The 18,005-nt window shown below is 59.3% G+C and carries 23 protein-coding genes; all 23 read left to right on the top strand.

The window, feature by feature from the left end; genetic code table 11:
- The first annotated feature begins 1 nt into the window (after position 1).
- The 23 genes from AC1MEW_RS31265 (at position 2) to recA (ending at position 17,997) form a co-directional block, all read left to right on the top strand.
- The gene (locus tag AC1MEW_RS31265) at positions 2–1,030 is read left to right on the top strand and encodes a phage late control D family protein (protein WP_480424763.1); all 1,029 of its coding nucleotides are present in this window, start codon (positions 2–4) and stop codon (positions 1,028–1,030) included.
- A 156-nt stretch (positions 1,031–1,186) separates the two neighbouring features.
- Positions 1,187–1,771 (top strand): phage tail terminator protein, encoded by a 585-nt coding sequence (locus AC1MEW_RS31260; RefSeq protein WP_322270688.1) that lies wholly within the window; start codon positions 1,187–1,189, stop codon positions 1,769–1,771.
- Complete coding sequence (locus tag AC1MEW_RS31255; protein WP_201201140.1) at positions 1,768–1,950, top strand: DUF2635 domain-containing protein; 183 nt, start codon at positions 1,768–1,770, stop codon at positions 1,948–1,950. The genes AC1MEW_RS31260 and AC1MEW_RS31255 overlap by 4 nt, the downstream gene beginning before the upstream one ends.
- Positions 1,950–3,446, top strand: coding sequence for a phage tail sheath subtilisin-like domain-containing protein (locus AC1MEW_RS31250; RefSeq protein ID WP_480424762.1), 1,497 nt, complete (start codon positions 1,950–1,952; stop codon positions 3,444–3,446). Before AC1MEW_RS31255 ends, AC1MEW_RS31250 begins: the two co-directional genes overlap by 1 nt.
- Positions 3,447–3,513: 67 nt before the next feature.
- Complete coding sequence (locus tag AC1MEW_RS31245) at positions 3,514–3,861, top strand: phage tail tube protein (RefSeq protein WP_201195460.1); 348 nt, start codon at positions 3,514–3,516, stop codon at positions 3,859–3,861.
- Positions 3,858–4,154 carry a phage tail assembly protein gene (locus AC1MEW_RS31240; protein WP_054047093.1) on the top strand — a complete coding sequence of 99 codons (297 nt, stop codon included), beginning with the start codon at positions 3,858–3,860 and terminating at the stop codon, positions 4,152–4,154. Before AC1MEW_RS31245 ends, AC1MEW_RS31240 begins: the two co-directional genes overlap by 4 nt.
- Before the next feature lie 130 nt (positions 4,155–4,284).
- The gene (locus AC1MEW_RS31235) at positions 4,285–6,057 is read left to right on the top strand and encodes a phage tail protein (RefSeq protein ID WP_480424761.1); all 1,773 of its coding nucleotides are present in this window, start codon (positions 4,285–4,287) and stop codon (positions 6,055–6,057) included.
- Positions 6,044–7,279: a DNA circularization protein gene (locus tag AC1MEW_RS31230; RefSeq protein ID WP_201256042.1), complete on the top strand. Its 1,236-nt coding sequence runs from the start codon at positions 6,044–6,046 to the stop codon at positions 7,277–7,279. Before AC1MEW_RS31235 ends, AC1MEW_RS31230 begins: the two co-directional genes overlap by 14 nt.
- Before the next feature lie 3 nt (positions 7,280–7,282).
- Positions 7,283–8,326, top strand: coding sequence for a phage baseplate assembly protein (locus tag AC1MEW_RS31225; RefSeq protein ID WP_480424760.1), 1,044 nt, complete (start codon positions 7,283–7,285; stop codon positions 8,324–8,326).
- Between the two features lie 318 nt (positions 8,327–8,644).
- Positions 8,645–9,154 carry a phage baseplate assembly protein V gene (locus tag AC1MEW_RS31220; protein ID WP_201201151.1) on the top strand — a complete coding sequence of 170 codons (510 nt, stop codon included), beginning with the start codon at positions 8,645–8,647 and terminating at the stop codon, positions 9,152–9,154.
- On the top strand, positions 9,154–9,552 hold the full coding sequence (locus AC1MEW_RS31215) for a phage GP46 family protein (protein WP_201201153.1): 399 nt from the start codon (positions 9,154–9,156) through the stop codon (positions 9,550–9,552). The genes AC1MEW_RS31220 and AC1MEW_RS31215 overlap by 1 nt, the downstream gene beginning before the upstream one ends.
- Entirely contained in the window at positions 9,542–10,585 is a 1,044-nt protein-coding gene (locus tag AC1MEW_RS31210; protein ID WP_480424759.1) for a baseplate J/gp47 family protein, read from the top strand. The genes AC1MEW_RS31215 and AC1MEW_RS31210 overlap by 11 nt, the downstream gene beginning before the upstream one ends.
- A complete protein-coding gene (locus tag AC1MEW_RS31205) occupies positions 10,573–11,172 on the top strand; it encodes a YmfQ family protein (RefSeq protein WP_480424757.1) in 600 nt (199 codons plus the stop codon). Before AC1MEW_RS31210 ends, AC1MEW_RS31205 begins: the two co-directional genes overlap by 13 nt.
- Positions 11,173–11,183: 11 nt before the next feature.
- Positions 11,184–11,915, top strand: a complete 732-nt coding sequence (locus tag AC1MEW_RS31200; RefSeq protein WP_480424756.1) for a hypothetical protein — start codon at positions 11,184–11,186, stop codon at positions 11,913–11,915.
- 1 nt (position 11,916) lies between these two features.
- Positions 11,917–12,342, top strand: a complete 426-nt coding sequence (locus tag AC1MEW_RS31195; RefSeq protein WP_201256037.1) for a phage tail assembly chaperone — start codon at positions 11,917–11,919, stop codon at positions 12,340–12,342.
- Between the two features lie 78 nt (positions 12,343–12,420).
- Complete coding sequence (locus AC1MEW_RS31190) at positions 12,421–13,314, top strand: gp53-like domain-containing protein (protein WP_480424755.1); 894 nt, start codon at positions 12,421–12,423, stop codon at positions 13,312–13,314.
- The gene (locus AC1MEW_RS31185) at positions 13,315–13,761 is read left to right on the top strand and encodes a tail fiber assembly protein (RefSeq protein ID WP_201256035.1); all 447 of its coding nucleotides are present in this window, start codon (positions 13,315–13,317) and stop codon (positions 13,759–13,761) included.
- A gap of 19 nt (positions 13,762–13,780) precedes the next feature.
- The gene (locus AC1MEW_RS31180; protein ID WP_480424753.1) at positions 13,781–14,989 is read left to right on the top strand and encodes a carbohydrate-binding protein CenC; all 1,209 of its coding nucleotides are present in this window, start codon (positions 13,781–13,783) and stop codon (positions 14,987–14,989) included.
- A gap of 12 nt (positions 14,990–15,001) precedes the next feature.
- Positions 15,002–15,199, top strand: coding sequence for a hypothetical protein (locus AC1MEW_RS31175; protein ID WP_201256033.1), 198 nt, complete (start codon positions 15,002–15,004; stop codon positions 15,197–15,199).
- A gap of 19 nt (positions 15,200–15,218) precedes the next feature.
- Entirely contained in the window at positions 15,219–15,782 is a 564-nt protein-coding gene (locus AC1MEW_RS31170; protein ID WP_480424752.1) for a glycoside hydrolase family 19 protein, read from the top strand.
- A complete protein-coding gene (locus tag AC1MEW_RS31165) occupies positions 15,764–16,282 on the top strand; it encodes a lysis system i-spanin subunit Rz (RefSeq protein ID WP_480424751.1) in 519 nt (172 codons plus the stop codon). Before AC1MEW_RS31170 ends, AC1MEW_RS31165 begins: the two co-directional genes overlap by 19 nt.
- 78 nt (positions 16,283–16,360) lie before the next feature.
- The gene (locus tag AC1MEW_RS31160) at positions 16,361–16,861 is read left to right on the top strand and encodes a CinA family protein (protein ID WP_201201181.1); all 501 of its coding nucleotides are present in this window, start codon (positions 16,361–16,363) and stop codon (positions 16,859–16,861) included.
- An 83-nt stretch (positions 16,862–16,944) separates the two neighbouring features.
- Positions 16,945–17,997, top strand: a complete 1,053-nt coding sequence (recA, locus tag AC1MEW_RS31155; protein ID WP_007907270.1) for a recombinase RecA — start codon at positions 16,945–16,947, stop codon at positions 17,995–17,997.
- Positions 17,998–18,005: the final 8 nt, after the last annotated feature.

The following is an 18,005-nucleotide window of genomic DNA, read 5'->3' as shown; positions in this document are numbered from 1 at the left end:
CATGGCAATCGGGTTCACGCCAGCGATAGAAATCTACGGGGCCAATGCGACCCTGATCAATCAGCGCCTGATCAGTTGGGAGCACATCGATGCCGCCGGGATCGAGTCCGATCAACTGACCCTGGTACTCGATCTGGAAGGCCTTGAAGGGTTGCCGAGCCTGGGCGGAAAAGTCGGTTTGTGCGTGGGGTATCTGGAATCCGGGCTGGTGGATAAAGGCCAGTTCCTGGTGACCCGACGTACGCCGACGCTGTTCCCGTTTCGCGTGTCGCTGGTGGCGACCTCCGCACCGTTCAGTGCGGCGGACGAGAGCGGATTCCAGCAGCGTCGCTCGGCCAGTCATGGCCCGACGACCCTCGGCGCACTGTTTCGCGAACTGACATCCAAATACGGTTTTTCGCCGAGGGTGGACCCGTCATTGTCACTGAAAAAGATCGTGCATATCGACCAGTCGAATGAAACCGACATGGGCTTCATCACACGCTTGGCGACCAGGTACGGCGCCATCGCCAAACCCTTTAATGAGCTGTATGTGCTGGCCCTGCCGGGTCAACTCAAATCGTTGTCGGGCAAGGTGTTGGCGGACGTGCGACTGTCGGTCACCCGCAACAATCGGCCTGGCGACCATGGGTTTATCACCGCGACCCTTGATGACAGCGCCAAGGCCAAGACCCAAGGTTGCAAGATCAACTGGTGGGACGCCGCAGCCGGTTTGCTGCAGGTGGTTGAAACCGGGCTCGCGCCGTTCAAGACCGTGCGCCTGAGCTGCCAGAATGCGGAAGAAGCGCAAGCGGTCGGCGAAGGTGAAGTACGCAAAATGGCCCGTGAAAAGCTCAAGGTAAAAATCAGTTGCCCGGGCAACCCTGACTTCTCGGCTGAAGGCCTTGTTCTCCTGGACGACACCTGGCCGGACTTCATGCGCGGTCGCTGGTCGATCGACAAAGTCACCGCCAGCGGCGATCGCGCCAACAGCTATCGCTGCATGATCGACGCGACGTGCCTCGACCCTGACGCTGAGGCCTTTGCCTGATCCGGATGAGAGCCAACACGCAGACCCCCTGTGGGAGCGGGCCTGCTCGCGAAGACGGCTGCACATTCAACATCACAGTCGACTGACCCACCGCTTTCGCAAGCAAGCTCAGCTCCTACACGAGCAGTGCCTTCCATAAAACTCTGGAGCACCTCCATGAAGATCACTCCGATCCTCACGCAGTTGCGTGAGCAATGCCCAACCCTGGCCAATCGAATCGCCGCCGGCATCGACCTCGCCACTTTGCAAACCAACACCCCGCTCACCACCCCCTGCGCCTACGTCGTCCCCATCAGCGATGTGGCGAGCAAAAGCCTGGCGCAAAACCTGGCCCTGCAGCCGATTCGCGACCGCTTCGAAGTGACCCTGGTGCTCGACACCACCGACGCTACAAAAGCGCTGGATCTGTTGCACGACCTGCGTGCCGAACTGTGGCGCGCACTGGTGGGTTTCAAGCCTGGTGCGGGCTACGACGCCATCGAATACGAAAGCGGCGAACTGCTTTCCATCAGCAGCAGCCGCGCGTTGTACCGCTTGCGCTTTTTCACCGAATTTCAGCTTGGCCGCAATCTGCCGGGGCAGCCCGCAGAGAGTTGGCACGAGCGTGAACTGGACGGTTTGTCGTCCTTTACCGGGGTCACCGTGCGGGTCGATGCGATCGATCCGGCCGACCCCAATCTGAAACGCCCAGGGCCCGACGGGCGCCTGGAACTGACTTTCTCTGGAGATGTAACCCCATGAGCGAACGCATCACCGTGCTGCCGGCCCCAGGCCGTGTCGTGCCGGACCCGGAAGCGGGCGATCTGTTGCCCCTCGAGGGCCGTGAAGTGCCGGACAACGCCTGGTGGCGTCGACGTTTGGCCGATGGCGATATCACTACCAAAGCCGTGAAAGCGGCAAAACCACAGGGAGCCAAATAATGGCGATCGGATTCAGCAACATCCCCGCGGACATTCGTGTTCCGCTGTTCTACGCCGAGATGGACAATTCGGCAGCCAATAGCGCGTCGTCGGCCATGCGTCGTTTGATCGTCGCTCAGGTCAACGACAACATCGCACCGGCCGATGTCGGCAAACTGGTGCTGGTGTCCAGCGTCGCGCTGGCCAAAAGCATTGGCGGCCAAGGTTCGATGCTGGCCTCGATGTACGAAACCTGGCGCAAGACTGACCCTATCGGCGAGATCTGGTGCCTGCCGCTGCACAACACCACCGGCAGCATTGCCAAAGGTGTGGTGACCCTGACCGGCGCAGCGACTCAAAGCGGTGTGCTCAACCTGTACGTCGGCGGCGTTCGCGTTCAAGCGGCCATCGTCAGCGGTTTCACTGCGGCTCAAGCGGCCACCGCGCTGGCGCTGAAAATCAATGCGTCGGCCGACCTGCCGGTGTCCGCTGTTGCGGTCGAAGGCGTCGTGACCCTGAGCGCCAAATGGACCGGCGACAGCGGCAACGACATCAGCCTGCAATTCAATCGCCTGGGTAAGAGCAATGGCGAAGAAACCCCGGTCGGCCTGACCTCCGCCGTCACTGCCATGACCGGCGGCGTCGGTGTGCCGGATCAAGTGGATGCCGTGGCAGCGCTGGGCGATGAGCCGTTCGAGTTCATCTGCATGCCGTTCTCGGACCTGTCGACCCTCAACACCTGGCAAGCCGTCATGGATGACAGCACCGGTCGTTGGTCCTGGGCCAAGCAATTGTTCGGTCACGTCTACAGCGCCAAGCGCGGCACCATCGGTACCTTGGTTGCTGCAGGCCAGGTGCGCAACGATCAGCACATGACCATTCAGGCGCTGGAGCCGGGCGTTCCACAACCGTTCTGGGTTCAGGCTGCGGCACTGGCTGCACGCACTTCAGTGTTCATCTCCGCCGACGCCAGCCGTCCGACGCAAAGCGGCAGCCTGCCAGGTCTCGACCCGGCGCCGGCCAGCGAACGTTTCACCCTGAGCGAGCGTCAGTCGCTGCTCAACTACGGCATCGCCACCGCGTACTACGAAGGTGGCTACGTGCGCATTCAACGCTCGATCACCACCTATCAGAAGAACGCTTACGGCCAAGCCGACAACTCCTATCTGGATAGCGAAACCATGCACCAGTCGGCGTTTATCGTACGTCGCCTGCAAAGCGTGATCACCAGCAAATACGGTCGCCACAAACTGGCTTCCGACGGCACCCGTTTCGGCGCCGGCCAGCCCATCGTCACCCCGAGCACCATTCGCGGTGAACTGATTGCCCAGTACGCCAAGCTCGAACTGGAAGGCCACGTGGAAAACGCCGAGCTGTTCGCCGAGCACCTGATTGTCGAGCGCGACGTGCAGGACCCGAGCCGGGTCAACGTGCTGTTCCCGCCGGATTACATCAACGGTCTGCGCGTGTTCGCACTGCTCAACCAATTCCGCCTGCAGTACGACGACGCCGCTTAATAACCGCGTTTGAGTATGTGATTTCAGCCCACCCCGTGTGGGCTTTTTATTTGAAGGGAGAAACACCATGGGTCAACTGATTGCGGGCACCTGCTACGTCAAAGTGGACGGCGCTCAACTGACCATCAATGGCGGCTGCGAAGCCCCACTGATGTCCACCAAACGCGAAACCGTCGTACCGGGTTTCTACAAGGAAACCGACGTCGCACCGTCGTTCAAAGTGACGGCGCTGCACACCGCGGACTTCCCGCTCAAGCAACTGATTGCTGGCACCGACATGACCGTCACCTGCGAATTCAGCAACGGCAAAGTCTACGTGCTGGCTGGCGCCTATCTGATCGAAGAGCCGGTTTCCAAAGGCGATGACGCCACCATCGAACTGAAGTTCGAAGGCATCAAGGGGACCTGGCAATGAGCGGCGCCGTGAAGCTTCAGGTTGCGATCGAAGCTCACGGCGAGCCGTTGACCGAACTCAACCTGCGCCGTCCGACGGTGCAGGAGGTACGGGCAATCAAGGCGCTGCCGTACAAGATCGACAAGAGCGAAGAGGTCAGCCTCGACATGGACGTCGCGGCCAAATACATCGCGGTCTGCGCCGGTATTCCGCCGTCGTCGGTCAACCAGTTGGACCTGGCTGACCTCAACGCATTGAGCTGGGCTGTCGCGAGTTTTTTCATGAGTGCGGCGTCGGAGCCATCACCGACCTGATCGCAGTCGCCTATGACCTGGCCTGGTTCTGGAAGGTTGACCCCGAACAGATGATGGCCAGGCCACTGGATGTGCTCCGCGAATCGCTGGAGCACGCGCAACGGATCAATGCGATGCAGCAGGTGCAGTGATGGCAGACGAAAACACGATAAAAAAATCGGTGCTGTTGACCGGCATCGATGAACTGTCACCCAAGCTCAAAGCCCTCGTTTCGAAGGTCGACAGCTTCAAAAACAACCTTGAACGGGCCGGCCTCGGCAAACTGGATATCAGCGGTCTGTTCAAGGGCGGTAGTGTGATCACGCCGTTCGTGGACGGGATCAAGGCGTCCGACGCGTTCAAGGGCAAGCTGGCCGAGGTCGGTGAGGCTGCAAAAGGCGTCGATATGCCGAATGCTCCCCAAAGCGCTGCGCAATCGATGAATGTCTTCAGCGATTCGATGAGCAAGGTTTCCGCCTCCATTGACGCGGCATTGGCCCCTGCTGTTGGCGCGTTGGTGGTGGGGCTGGAGCCATTGTTGACGGGGGTAGGGCGCCTGGTTGCCGACAATCCGAAACTGGTCGAGACGCTGGCGACTGCCGCCATCGCGTTCTCGGCAATGCAAACGGCGGTCACCGGGGCGACCCAGGTTTTTGATCTGATGAGCTCGGTGCTCAAGGTCAATCCGATCATGCTGATTGCCATGGGTGTTGCCCTGGCCGCCGGTTTGATCATTGCCAACTGGACGCCGATTTCTGCGTTCTTCGTCAACCTTTGGGGCGGCATCAAAAATGTCGCCGCGAGCACGATGGCGGTGCTCGGCAAGGTGTTCAGCTGGACGCCGCTGGGCATGATGATCGCCAATTGGGGGCCGATTACCGGGTTCTTTTCCAGTATCTGGGAGGGCATCGAAGCCGTGACCTCGACGGTGGTGGACTACCTGAAAACGGCTTTTTCCTGGACACCTTACGGGATGATCATCGACAACTGGGCCGGGTTGACCGGTCTGTTCTCGGCGATCTGGGAATTGCTCAAGGCCCTGACGGTGCCGGTGATTGATTTCCTCAAAGGCCTGTTCGACTGGACGCCGTTGGGCATGATCATCAACAACTGGGGCGCCATCACTGGTTTCTTCAGTTCGACCTGGACGACCCTTCAGCCGGCGGCCCAGGTCATCAAGGATTTCTTCGGCACGCTGTTCGACTACTCGCCGCTTGGGATGATCATCAACAACTGGGGCGCCATCAGTGCGTTCTTCGATCCGCTGTGGGCCGCTCTGCAAGCCTCTGCGCAAGTGGTCAAGGATTTCTTCAGCGGCGTGTTCGAGTGGTCGCCGATGACGCAAATTGCGGCCAACTGGCAGCCGATCAGTGAAGTGTTTTCGGCGCTGTGGGGCGTGTTGCAAGCGCTGGCCGCACCGGTGCTGGCGTTTCTGCATGGCATGTTCGAGTGGACACCGCTTGGGCAGATCATCAAGAACTGGGGACCGATCACCGAGTGGTTCGGCGAGCTGTGGCAGAAGCTGCAAACCGTGATCGCACCGATCAAGGAGCTTTTCGACGGCGGCTTCGCCGGGCTGGTGGCGAAGGTCACCGGCAAAGTCGAAGGCCTGACCGAAGCACAGCGTCAGACCAATGCCGAAGGCAAAGGTGAACTGGCGCCGGCGTTCTTTGGTGCGAGCCCGACGCCGGCGGCGAACGGTGCATTGCAGGCCGGCTCCCTGACTCAAAACTCCAGTGCGCTGATCCAGCAAAGTGCCGCGAACAACCGTACGCAACTCGAGGGCGGCCTGACCGTGCGCTTCGAAAATGCGCCGGCCGGCCTGCGCACCGATCAACCGCAAACCAATCAACCGGGGCTGGCGCTCTCTTCGCGCATCGGCTATCGCTCGCTCTCTGCAGGAGGTTCCAATGAACTGGCGTGACCGCTTGTTGCCGGCATCCTTTCGCGGTGTCGGTTTCTGGATCGACCAGGCGAAAACCCCGGTGGGTCGTAAAGGTCAGTTGCACGAATATCCGCAACGCGACCTGCCGTTTTTCGAAGACCTGGGCCAGCAGGCCAAGACCCATGATCTGACGGCGTTCATTGTCGGCCCCGATTGCCTGGAGCAGCGCGACAAGCTGCTCAAGGCCCTGGAGCAGGGCAGTGGTGAACTGGTGCATCCGTGGCTGGGGCGGTTGCAGGTCAAGGTCGGCGAGTGCGACATGACCCACACCCGCCAGGACGGCGGGTTGGTGACCTTCGCCCTGAAGTTCTACCCCGATCAGCCGCTACCGTTCCCGACCGCGACCGTCAGCACACAAAAAGTCCTGTTGGCCAAAGCCGATACGTTGCTGGGTTCGGCGGTGGCGCGCTTTGAACAGGCGATGACCCTGATCAAGGCGGCGCGGATCGGCATCGCCAATCTGCGCAACAGCCTCACCGAGGTGTATGGCGTGATCAAGGAACAGCTCAAACCGCTGATCGAGCAGTACCGGCAGATCACCGATCTGGTCAAAGCGGTCAAGGAGTTGCCCAAGGAAGTAGCGGCGGAATTCAAAGGCTTGCTGGGCGATATCAAGTCGCTCAAGGACTTCGCGAAGGAGGGCTATCGTGGCTTGATTGCCGACGTCTCCCAACAACTCGAAGACATCCGCAAGGCCGATGCGCCGAAGCTCACCACCGGCAAGGACACCACCGCCGCCGCGCAAGCCGTGGCCGATCTGGTGCAGGACACGCTGTTGGTCAAAGTGGCGCAATTTGTCGCGTCGATGCCGGTGGCCACCAAACCGGTGAAGACACCGTCGACACCGTCACTGGAGCAACAGGCGACGCAACCGGTCGTTCGTAACGAAGTGCCGGTCATCAACGATCTGCAAGTGCTGCAAAAGGCACTGGCCGCAGCGATCAACCCGATGCTGGACAAGGCCGGTCCCGCGCATTACCAAGCCATCGACGATGTGAAGCAGGCGTTGATCGCGCACCTCAAAGCCGTGGCTTCGTCCGGTGTGCGCCAGGTCAACAAGTCTTTCCAGGACAGCCTTCCGGCGCTGGTCGTGGCCTACAAGCAATTTGCCGATGCAACCCGGGTCGATGAAGTGACCCAGAGCAACGGTATTGCCCATCCGGGGTTCTTGCCGAACGCAGTGAAAGTCTCCGGGGAGTGAGTCATGAACGAGATGGACAACCGCGTCACGCTGACGGTCGGCGGGATGGAATACGGCGGCTGGAAAAGCGTGGAAATCAGCGCGGATCTGGAGCGTCAGTTCCGTACGTTCAAACTCAACATCACCTGGCAATGGCCGGGGCAGACCGTGGATCAGCGGATCAAGCCCGGCGACGCCTGCGAAGTGCGGATCGGCAAGGATCTGGTGCTCACCGGTTACGTATTCAAGGCCCCGATCAGCTATGACGGGCGGCAGATCAGCCTGAGCATCGAAGGCAGTTCTAACACTCAGGATCTGGTGAATTGCGCCGCGACCAATCGTCCGAATCAGTGGCACGGCCAGTCGTTGTTGAGCATCGTCGAAGCGCTGGCGATGAACTACGGCCTGTACGTGGTCAGCGAAATTCCCGAGACCGCCCGGCTCAGCAGTCACACGATTGTGCCGGGGGAAACGGTGTTTCAATCCATCGACCGCTTGCTGTCGTTGTTCCGGGTGTTTTCCACCGACGACGCCCAGGGGCGGCTGGTGCTGGCCAAGCCAGGCAGCAGTGGCCGGGCCAGCGATGCGCTGGAGCTGGGCAAGAATATTCTGTCGGCCAACGCGCCGATGGATTACAGCCAGGTGTTCTCTGAATATCGGGTGATCGGTCAGCACAAAGGGACAGACACCAAGAGCGGGGCAGCGGTCAGCGAAATTGAATCGGTGGCGACGGATCTGAGCTTCAAGCGTCGGCGCACCACGGTGATCAATGAAGGCACGCAGCTGACGTTCGAACTGGCGCAGCAACGGGCCAACTGGGAAAGTGCCACCCGGATGGGCCGGGCGCTGAGCACCACTTATCAGGTGCAGGGCTGGCGGCAATCCAACGGTGATTTGTGGCGTCACAACACATTGGTGCGGGTCAAGGATCCGGTGCTCGGTTTTGATGACGACATGCTGATCTCCAAAGTGACGTATTCGCTGTCGGCGCAAGGCTCGGTTACCACCCTGCACGTCGCCCCGCCGCACACCTTCGACGCCAACCCCGAACCCCCGAAGGAAACCTGAGCCCGACCCCAACCCTCAAGGCATATGGGATGCCAATGCTGCGAACAGCGCCTAACCCTGTGGGAGCGAGCTTGCTCGCGATAGCGGTTGAGCATTCAACACTGTAGTCGCCTGACCCGCCGCCTTCGCGAGCAAGCTCGCTCCCACACGGGATCTCCTGCGTATGCCAATGCTGCGAACAACGCCGATCAACTGTGGGAGCGGGCTTGCTCGCGAAAGCGGTTGAGCATTCAACACTGTAGTCGCCTGACCCGCCGCCTTCGCGAGCAAGCCCGCTCCCACAGTGGTCTGCGTCGGTCCTGATTTAAAGGAAACCCAATGAGCCTACTGACACGCCTCCTGGCGCGCGGCACTGTCGTGCTCGCCAACTCGGCATCCAAGCTGCAATCGCTGCAAATGCGCCTTACCGCCGGCGAAGTGAACGACGACATGGAACACTTCGAGCCCTACGGTTTCACCAGCAATCCGCTGGCCGGCGCCGAGGGTATCGCCACTTTTCTGGGCGGTGATCGCTCCCACGCCATCGTCCTGGTGGTCGCCGACCGCCGCTATCGCCTCCAGTCCCTGGCCGCCGGCGAAGTGGCGATTTACACCGACGAAGGCGACAGGATTCACTTCAAGCGTGGGCGGATCATCGACATCCAGACCGCCACGCTAAACATTCGCGCCAGCACCGCCGTGAATATCGACACACCGACCCTGACCCAGACCGGCAAGATCGTTTCCCAGGGCGACCAGGTCGCGGGCGGCATCAGCCAGATCAAACACGTGCACGTCGGCGTCCAGGCAGGCAGTGGCCAGACCGGCGTGCCGGCGGGAGGTCAGTAATGTTCATCAGCCAGAACCTCCACGCAGCACTGACCCGATCGGTGCTGATCAGCCTGTTCACCTGGCGCCGTGCCGCCGATGACGATGCCCTCGATGACGAGGAACGTTTCGGCTGGTGGGGCGACACTTTCCCCTCCGTGGCCGACGACCGCATCGGCTCGCGACTGTGGCTGCTGCGCCGGGTCAAGTTGACCCGGCAAACCCAGATGGACGCCGAGTTTTATGCCCGCGAGGCCCTGCAATGGCTGATCGATGACGGCCATTGCAGCGCCATCGACATCATCAGCGAACGCCTCGACGCCCAGCGCCTGAACCTGCGCACGGTCCTGACCCTGGCCGACGGCGAGCGCCTGGACATCAACCCCGATAACAGTTGGCAGGTGATCTATGCCGTTTGAAACCCCTTCGCTGCCGGTGCTGATCAAACGCACCCAAAGCGACCTGGCCAGCGATTCGCTGCGCCAGTCCGATGCGCAAGTGCTGGCCCGAACCCTCGGTGGTGCCGCCTATGGCCTGTATGGCTACCTGGACTGGATCGCCGAGCAGATCCTCCCGGACAAGGCCGACGAATCGACCCTGGAACGGATCGCCGCACTGCGTCTGAACCAGCCGCGCAAAGTCGCCCAAACGGCCAGCGGTAGCGTCAGCTTCACCGCCAGCGCTGGCGCGGTGCTGGACGTCGACACGCTGCTGCAATCGAGCGACGGTCGCACCTACAAAGTCACCGCCGCGCGCACTACCAGCAACGGCCTCAACAGCACCACCATCGCCGCGCTTGACGCCGGCAGCCTGGGCAATGCCGATGCCGGATTGGCTTTGACGCCGGTGCAACCGATTGCCGGCATCGTCGGCAGCAGCTTCATCGTGCTGGCGCCGGGACTCAGCGGCGGCGTGGCGCGCGAAAGTCTCGAGTCGCTGCGCTCGCGGGTGATCCGTTCCTATCGGGTCATCCCCCACGGCGGTTCGGCGCAGGACTATGAAACCTGGGCGCTGGAATGCCCCGGCGTCACTCGTGCGTGGTGCCGTGGCGGCCTGTTGGGGCCGGGTACGGTCAGTGTGTTCATCATGCGTGACGACGATCCGCAACCGGTGCCTAACGACGAGCAACTGGCGCAGGTTCAGGCCTACATCGAGCCGCTGCGCCCGGTCACCGCCGAGGTGCATGTGCAGCGGCCGATTCAGGTGCCGGTGGTCTATAGCCTCAGCGTGAACCCGGACACCACGGCGGTGCGCGCGGCGGTAGAAGCGCAGCTGCGTGATCTGCATAACCGTGAAGCTGATCTGGGCGTTGCGTTGCTGATCAGTCATATCCGCGAGGCGATCAGCAGCGCCAGCGGTGAATACGATCACACGCTCAAGTCACCCCTGGCCGATGTACCGGCCAACAAAAGCGAACTGCTGACCTTCGGAGGTTGCGTATGGGGGGCATAAGAACCGCCGCGCAATACCACGGGCAACTGCGCAGCCTGCTGCCGAGCGGCCCGGCGTGGGACCCGGAACAGGTGCCGGAACTGGAGGAGGTCCTCGAAGGCATTGCCCTGGAACTGGCCCGACTCGACGCCCGCGCCGCCGATCTGCTCAACGAGATGGACCCGGCCGGCGTCAGTGAGTTGGTGCCGGATTGGGAGCGGGTAATGAACTTGCCTGACCCCTGTCTGGGCGCCACGCCGCTGTTCGATGACCGTCGCCTGGCCGTGCGCCGCCGCTTGCTGGCGGTCGGCAGCCAAGCGGTTGGCTACTACCTCGAGATCGCCAGAACCCAGGGCTACCCGAACGCCACCATCACCGAACTCGAAGCCCCGCGCATGGGCCGCTCGCGTTTCGGTGCGGCGCACTGGGGCACCTGGGAAGCGCAGTTCATGTGGACGCTCAACACCGGCGGCCGCTTGCTGCTGGGTCGGCGTTTCGGCGCGAGTTACTGGGGCGAACGCTTCGGCGTCAACCCGGGCTCGGCGCTGGAGTGCCTGATCCACCGCAGCGCCCCGGCGCATACCAAGGTGCACATTAATTATGACTAGGGAGTAGGGGGATGGATTATCCGAAAAGTGTGCCCAGTGCCGGGTTGGTGAATGGGACGTTTGTTGATGAAAACCCGTTGATGGGGACGCCGGGGTCGTTGATTCCGGCGAGTTGGGGCAACAGCGTCACCGATGAAATTGTGAATGCGATTACCGCCGCCGGCCTAGTACCTGAAGAAGGTGATAGTACTCAGCTCAGGACAGCGATTGCAGCGATTGTCGAGAAGAATAAGACCGACTCTTTCGCGAGCAAGGATGAGGCCGAAGCAGGTGCAAGCAACAGTCGATTGATGACTCCGCTGCGGGTATTTCAGGCAATCGAAAAGAAAGTGGTTCAAGCGACAGAGTCATTGTTCGGTTGGGCACGCATTGCCACGCAGGCCCAGGTCAATTCCGCGGCTGATGACGCCACGATCGTGACGCCGAAAAAACTCTGTCTGGGCGTCTCTTACAGTTTTGCGGAGAACGGATACATCGTGTTTCCAGCCTGGCTGGGCGGCTTCATGATTCAGTGGACGCAGGTCACTATCAACGTCAATGGCGGTTATGTATCCAAGCCTTGGCCGCTGGGTTTTAAAAACCAATGCCGGGGTGCATGGGCAAGTTACTCGCACTCGGGGAACGCTCCGTTCGTTGATATCACCACTCCGCCTCTGGTGACTTACTTTGACGCCAGTCAAGTTCAGGTCATGAGCAATTCTGGTGGTAATGGCTGGGTCTGTGTCTTGAGCGTGGGTAACTGAAATGAAGCGATTTTATAGTCGCCGCACCGGCAATACCTACCTGGCGGGTTATCACACCCATCTTCCCGAAGACGCCGTTGAAATTGACGATCAGCGTTATGAAACGGTGATCGCTAATCCAAAAGCGGGCACAGATAGATCCCATGACGATCAAGGCCTGCCGGTGTTGGTTGAGCTTGCGCCGCTCTCGGATGAACAACTTTTGCAGGAGGCTAAGGCTTGGCGCGATAAAGAGTTTGATCGTGTGGTCTGGCTACGTGATCGGCATCGGGATGAGTTGGAACTGATGAAGTCCACCACACTTTCCGACGCTGATTATCAGGCCCTGCTTGTTTATCTACAGGCACTGCGCAAGTGGCCTCAAGCGAAGAAATTCCCCGCCAAACGCTCTCGACCGAAAAAGCCTGCCTGGATGACTGCCGAGTGAACGGATGCCGCTGATAGCGCCTGTTTCGGGTGCACTGTCGGCATCGCTAAAGAATTTTCCAGGTAAAGGAATGAAATTATGGATTATCCAAAAAACGTCCCTAGTGTCGGACTTGTCAATGGCAGGTTTGTGGATGAAAACCCGCTTTCCGGAACGCCGGGTTCGTTGATTCCTGCGACGTGGGGGAACGGTGTTACACAGGAAATCCTGGGCGTCGTCCAGGCGGCAGGTTTAACACCTGACGAAACCTCCAACAATCAATTGCTCGCTGCACTGCGCAGCCCGGCGCTATTTTTGACTGCGCCGCAGTTTGATGCGGGGCGATCAGCGGCCACCACTGAGTTTGTTCAACGGGCGTTGGGTAATTACGCGAATGCGCGTGGAATATCTGCCGCGACTCAGTTGACCGTCGCGGATGTGGGGTATGCGATTGGGCTGGGCGGTAACGCGGCTTATACGGTGACGCTGCCGGATGCCTCGACGGTAGCAAATGGCGCCACCATCAGCCTGCATTGCCGCAACAGTGCTGCCGTTACAGTCGCCAGTAAAACGGGCTCACAGATTAGCCCCCAGGGTGCCTACCTCAGCTCAATGGTGATGAACACGGGTGAAAGTGCAAACTTTGTCCGGGAGTCAGGTATCTGGACAGTTTACGGTACAGCCAGTCTTAAATATGCCTCTTCGTTCTCCGGCGTTGTGGGCACTCCCGGTTACCAGAAATACCCCAGCGGCAACATTGATCAATGGGGCTACGGTACGACAGATGCCAATGGTGAGATATATGTGACGTTTCTCATTGCGTTTCCAACGGCGTTTTCTTCCATTGTTGCCAACCATGTGGGTAGTGAAGGCGCCGCGGTCATCCTTTACGGTGGCAGCGCCTCCAAAACGGGTTGCCGCTTGAGAGTGCGAGACATGAACGGTGCGTCTGCGGCCGGATGGGGCGTCTATTATTTTGCCAAGGGTTATTGAATGAACGAGTTCAATGTTTTGTTTAGTGCCAGTACCTGTGGTGTGTATGTACCCGGGATCAATACGTCGGATATTCCTGCGGATGTTATAGAAATCCCCCGAGCGTACTGGGTGTCCCTTCTTCAGGAATTGGCCGTCACCGCGAAGATGATTTCCGTACGGGCCGATAACGGTTATCCCGTTCTTGTCGACACACCGCCCCTTGCCCCGGAAGAAGCGGCGAACGTCGAACGCTTCTGGCGTGAGAAACAACTTTCGACCACGGACAGCCTGGTGGCTCGCGACCGTGATGAGCTGGAGGACGGGGGAGGTACGACGTTGACCAGCGATCAGTACGCCGAATTACAGACTTGGCGGCGCGCGCTTCGGGATTGGCCGCAAGCTTCGTTCTTCCCATTCAGTGAACATCGGCCCACGGCCCCAAGCTGGTTGGCCGCAGCGCTTTAATCGTTAGAGGCTATTCAAATTGGACTATCCAAAAAGCATTCCCAGTGCAGGCTTGGTGAACGGTAAGTTCGTCGATGAAGACCTGATTGCGGGAAAGCCGGGATCGTTGATCCCGGCCAGTTGGGGCAACAGCGTTACTCAAGAAATTCTCAGTGCCATTACCGAGGCCGGTTTGAAACCGGATGAAGAGCAGACCAATCAACTGGCCCAGGCGATCCGGCAATTGTCGAAGCCGGACCCGATGCAGAGCTTCCCATCACAGGTTTATCGAAAGAATGTGTTGATCAACGGGGGATTTGATATCTGGCAACGCGGCCCCTCCAATATAGCGCCTAACACCGGGGGATATATCGCTGATCGTTTTCGTTGTGACTGGAACGGCAATGCGGGTGTGAACATTACCCAGCAGAGTTTTACGTTAGGTCAAACTGAAGTTCCCAATGAGCCTCGATACTTTCTTCGGTGGCAACAAGTAACTGCGGGTTCGGGAGCAACGATTCACAAAGTATCTCAAAATATTGAATCGGTCAGAACATTGGCTGGTAAAGTTGCCACTGTTACGTTTTGGGCCAAGTCTGATGCCGCACGTCAGCTCAAAGTGTCTATCCTGCAATACTTCGGGCCGGCCGGCTCGGCGTCCGTCGAGAATATGGTTAGTAGCTTTCAGCTCACTACATCGTGGGCTCGGTATACCGCAACTTTTCAGGTTCCATCATTGTCCGGGAAGATGCTGGGAGGTGTGAGTAATGATTGTCTTCGACTGGCATTCGATTTGCCGTTAAACGTTGTCCAAACTGTAGATCTTGCGCAAATTCAACTTGAAGAAGGTGCTGTTTCTACACCCTTTGAGTACCTGCCTATTTCCCAGCAGCTGATTAATTGCCAGCGTTATTACGAAAAATCATTCGGTACCGGTATTTCGATTCAAGCGAATAATGGCACAAATACTTGTCAGGCAACCTTCAGTCAGGTTCCGGTCGCAAATAGTGGGCAATATGGGATGAATATCCCGTTTTTGGTTCAGAAACGAGGCCAGGCAACGGTTGTAATGTTTTCTCCTGGAGATAACAGTAATCAGGTCTGGAACCAGGCAGTTGGCAAAGCCTGTACAGGGACCATCTTGCAGGGGCTTACAAGTCGGAGTATGTCCTTTGCCACAGTAACTGCAGTGGGCAGTGTGCCAGGGAACACATTGCAACTTGAATGGACCGCCGATGCAGAATTATAGGAGACCTAAAACATGAGTTACCAATTAACGGTTAATGGCGTTTTTCGCCTTGCGGACTCGGCTTTTATTCCTCAAGACCCTGCCAATCGCGACTGGCTGGAATATTTGGAATGGATGGCGTCGGGTGGTGAAGCGTTGCCAATAGATTCGCTACTGGAAACCAAAGTATCCGATCAAGGCGTCTTCGCTTTTTTGAAGCGCATCGTTTAATGAATAAAGCGACGATTGTATGAATGTCACCACGCAACAACTCCAAAACATCATGCCCAACGCCCGCTCCCAAGCGGGCGTTTTCATTTCCGCCCTCAATACCGCCATGAACCACCGCAACATCAACACCCCCAAACGCATCGCCGCTTTCCTCGCGCAAGTTGGCCATGAGTCCGGGCAGTTGCAGTACGTGCGAGAACTGGGCAACAACCAATACCTGAGCAAATACGACACCGGCACGCTGGCTCTACGTTTAGGCAACACGCCAGAAGCCGACGGTGACGGCCAGAAATACCGGGGCCGTGGGTTAATCCAGATCACCGGGCGTAACAACTACCAGCAATGCAGCCTCGGCCTGTTCGGCGATGAGCGCCTGCTGTCGCTGCCTGAACTGCTGGAACAACCGCAATGGGCCGCTGAATCGGCAGCGTGGTTCTGGGAACAGAACGGCTTGAACGAGTTGGCCGACCGTGACCAGTTCAACAACATCACTCGCCGGATCAACGGCGGCTTGAACGGGCTCGAGGATCGTCTGCAACTCTGGGCACGGGCGAGGGCGTTGCTATGCCAGCCTTCGGTCTGATTTCCTGGCGGGTGATTGGCATCGTTGTGTTGGCCGGTTTCTCGGCGGCGCTGGCCTGGCACTTTCAGGACTGGCGCTATGGTCGGCAACTGGCGGAACAGGCCAGGTTGCAGGCCGAGACGCTGAACCAGCTAACCCAGGCGGCCGCCACGCAACAACAAGCGGTTCAGGACAAACGCCAAGCCCTGGAGCAACAGCTGTCGGCCAGTGAACAAACCCATTATCGAGCGCTTAGCGATGCCCAACGTGATCAAGGTCGCCTGCGCGATCGTCTTGCCACTTCTGATGTGCGGTTGTCAGTCCTCCTCGATGCCCGTGACGTTGCCTCAGGCAGTGCAGTGCCAGCCGCCTCCGGCGCCAGCGGCGTGGATCATGGCGCCCCGCGAGCCCGACTTGACCCGGCGCATGCTCAACGAATTGTCGCCATCACCGACGCCGGAGATAACGGATTGATTGCGTTGCAGGCTTGTCAGGCCTATATCAGAGCCATCGTTCGCTAACATTTTGATCGGTTCTGCGTCTTGCAAGCGCGGTTTGCTCGTGTACGGTGGTTCCATTCAGCTGATCAGGAGTGGACCGTGAAAGAAATCACCCAGCTCGCCGCGGAACTTGGCAGACGCCTGCAGGTTCTCAATGCCCACGTCACCACCGCCGAGTCTTGCACCGGCGGCGGCATCGCCGAGGCGATCACTCGCATCCCCGGGAGTTCGGCGTGGTTCGAGGCCGGTTACGTGACGTACTCCAACCGCCAGAAAACCCTGCAACTGAATGTGCCCGAGGCGTTGTTTACGACGGCGGGGGCGGTCAGTCGCGAGGTGGTCGAGGCCATGGTGCTGGGCGCGCAGGACAAAAGCCATGCGCGATTTGCCGTGGCAGTCAGCGGTATCGCGGGGCCGGACGGCGGTTCTGCGAGCAAACCCGTAGGCACGGTCTGGCTGGCCTGGGGCGTCGGCGAACAGGTGTTCAGCGAGGTCCAGCACTTCCCCGGCAACCGCGACGAGGTCCGCCGACAAACGGTGAAGGCCGCGCTAGAGGGGCTGCTGCGCCATGCCGCTGGAGAAATCTCAAATCAGGGGTAGGCGATCCTGAAACGCTGTGGAATAATACTGGCTACTTATACAGGTGTTGGCCGTCAGGCCTTATTGATTACGTGAGGACTTTAATGGACGACAACAAGAAGAAAGCCTTGGCTGCGGCCCTGGGTCAGATCGAACGTCAATTCGGCAAGGGTGCCGTAATGCGTATGGGCGATCAGGACCGTCAGGCGATCCCGGCTATTTCCACTGGCTCTCTGGGTCTGGACATCGCGCTCGGCATTGGCGGCTTGCCAAAAGGCCGTATCGTTGAAATCTACGGTCCTGAATCCTCCGGTAAAACCACGCTGACATTGTCCGTGATCGCCCAGGCTCAAAAAGCCGGCGCGACCTGCGCATTCGTCGACGCCGAACACGCCCTCGACCCTGAGTACGCCGGCAAGCTGGGCGTCAACGTCGACGACCTGCTGGTTTCCCAGCCGGACACCGGCGAGCAGGCACTGGAAATCACCGACATGCTGGTGCGTTCCAACGCGGTTGACGTGATCATCGTCGACTCCGTAGCCGCTCTGGTGCCAAAGGCCGAGATCGAAGGCGAAATGGGCGACATGCACGTGGGCCTGCAAGCCCGTCTGATGTCCCAGGCGCTGCGTAAGATCACCGGTAACATCAAGAACGCCAACTGCCTGGTTATCTTCATCAACCAGATCCGTATGAAAATCGGCGTGATGTTCGGCAGCCCGGAAACCACCACCGGTGGTAACGCGCTGAAGTTCTACGCTTCGGTTCGTCTGGACATCCGCCGTACTGGTGCGGTGAAAGAAGGTGACGAGGTTGTTGGTAGCGAAACCCGCGTCAAGGTTGTGAAGAACAAGGTGGCTTCGCCGTTCCGTCAGGCCGAGTTCCAGATTCTTTACGGCAAAGGCATCTACCTCAACGGTGAGATGATCGACCTGGGTGTTCTGCACGGTTTCGTCGAGAAATCCGGTGCCTGGTATGCCTATGAAGGCACTAAGATCGGTCAAGGCAAGGCCAACTCGGCCAAGTTCCTGGCAGACAATCCGGAAATCGCCGCGAAGCTCGAGAAGCAATTGCGCGACAAACTGCTGACTCCAGCGCCGGACGTCAAAGCATCGCCAGTCAAAGAGACTGCTGATGACCTGGCTGACGCTGATATCTGATTGATCCG

The sequence above is a fragment of the Pseudomonas sp. ASL4 genome (genome assembly GCF_056680395.1).
The sequence above is the reverse complement of the archived record's forward strand: the minus strand, read 5'-3'. Positions and strand labels throughout refer to the sequence as shown.

What these genes read in the sequence shown, in the direction of transcription:
- AC1MEW_RS31265 (WP_480424763.1), top strand. Translation starts at nt 2, where the DNA reads ATGGCAATCGGGTTCACGCCAGCGATAGAAATCTACGGGGCCAATGCG.
- AC1MEW_RS31260 (WP_322270688.1), top strand. Translation starts at nt 1,187, where the DNA reads ATGAAGATCACTCCGATCCTCACGCAGTTGCGTGAGCAATGCCCAACC.
- AC1MEW_RS31255 (WP_201201140.1), top strand. Translation starts at nt 1,768, where the DNA reads ATGAGCGAACGCATCACCGTGCTGCCGGCCCCAGGCCGTGTCGTGCCG.
- AC1MEW_RS31250 (WP_480424762.1), top strand. Translation starts at nt 1,950, where the DNA reads ATGGCGATCGGATTCAGCAACATCCCCGCGGACATTCGTGTTCCGCTG.
- AC1MEW_RS31245 (WP_201195460.1), top strand. Translation starts at nt 3,514, where the DNA reads ATGGGTCAACTGATTGCGGGCACCTGCTACGTCAAAGTGGACGGCGCT.
- AC1MEW_RS31240 (WP_054047093.1), top strand. Translation starts at nt 3,858, where the DNA reads ATGAGCGGCGCCGTGAAGCTTCAGGTTGCGATCGAAGCTCACGGCGAG.
- AC1MEW_RS31235 (WP_480424761.1), top strand. Translation starts at nt 4,285, where the DNA reads ATGGCAGACGAAAACACGATAAAAAAATCGGTGCTGTTGACCGGCATC.
- AC1MEW_RS31230 (WP_201256042.1), top strand. Translation starts at nt 6,044, where the DNA reads ATGAACTGGCGTGACCGCTTGTTGCCGGCATCCTTTCGCGGTGTCGGT.
- AC1MEW_RS31225 (WP_480424760.1), top strand. Translation starts at nt 7,283, where the DNA reads ATGAACGAGATGGACAACCGCGTCACGCTGACGGTCGGCGGGATGGAA.
- AC1MEW_RS31220 (WP_201201151.1), top strand. Translation starts at nt 8,645, where the DNA reads ATGAGCCTACTGACACGCCTCCTGGCGCGCGGCACTGTCGTGCTCGCC.
- AC1MEW_RS31215 (WP_201201153.1), top strand. Translation starts at nt 9,154, where the DNA reads ATGTTCATCAGCCAGAACCTCCACGCAGCACTGACCCGATCGGTGCTG.
- AC1MEW_RS31210 (WP_480424759.1), top strand. Translation starts at nt 9,542, where the DNA reads ATGCCGTTTGAAACCCCTTCGCTGCCGGTGCTGATCAAACGCACCCAA.
- AC1MEW_RS31205 (WP_480424757.1), top strand. Translation starts at nt 10,573, where the DNA reads ATGGGGGGCATAAGAACCGCCGCGCAATACCACGGGCAACTGCGCAGC.
- AC1MEW_RS31200 (WP_480424756.1), top strand. Translation starts at nt 11,184, where the DNA reads ATGGATTATCCGAAAAGTGTGCCCAGTGCCGGGTTGGTGAATGGGACG.
- AC1MEW_RS31195 (WP_201256037.1), top strand. Translation starts at nt 11,917, where the DNA reads ATGAAGCGATTTTATAGTCGCCGCACCGGCAATACCTACCTGGCGGGT.
- AC1MEW_RS31190 (WP_480424755.1), top strand. Translation starts at nt 12,421, where the DNA reads ATGGATTATCCAAAAAACGTCCCTAGTGTCGGACTTGTCAATGGCAGG.
- AC1MEW_RS31185 (WP_201256035.1), top strand. Translation starts at nt 13,315, where the DNA reads ATGAACGAGTTCAATGTTTTGTTTAGTGCCAGTACCTGTGGTGTGTAT.
- AC1MEW_RS31175 (WP_201256033.1), top strand. Translation starts at nt 15,002, where the DNA reads ATGAGTTACCAATTAACGGTTAATGGCGTTTTTCGCCTTGCGGACTCG.
- AC1MEW_RS31170 (WP_480424752.1), top strand. Translation starts at nt 15,219, where the DNA reads ATGAATGTCACCACGCAACAACTCCAAAACATCATGCCCAACGCCCGC.
- AC1MEW_RS31165 (WP_480424751.1), top strand. Translation starts at nt 15,764, where the DNA reads ATGCCAGCCTTCGGTCTGATTTCCTGGCGGGTGATTGGCATCGTTGTG.
- recA (WP_007907270.1), top strand. Translation starts at nt 16,945, where the DNA reads ATGGACGACAACAAGAAGAAAGCCTTGGCTGCGGCCCTGGGTCAGATC.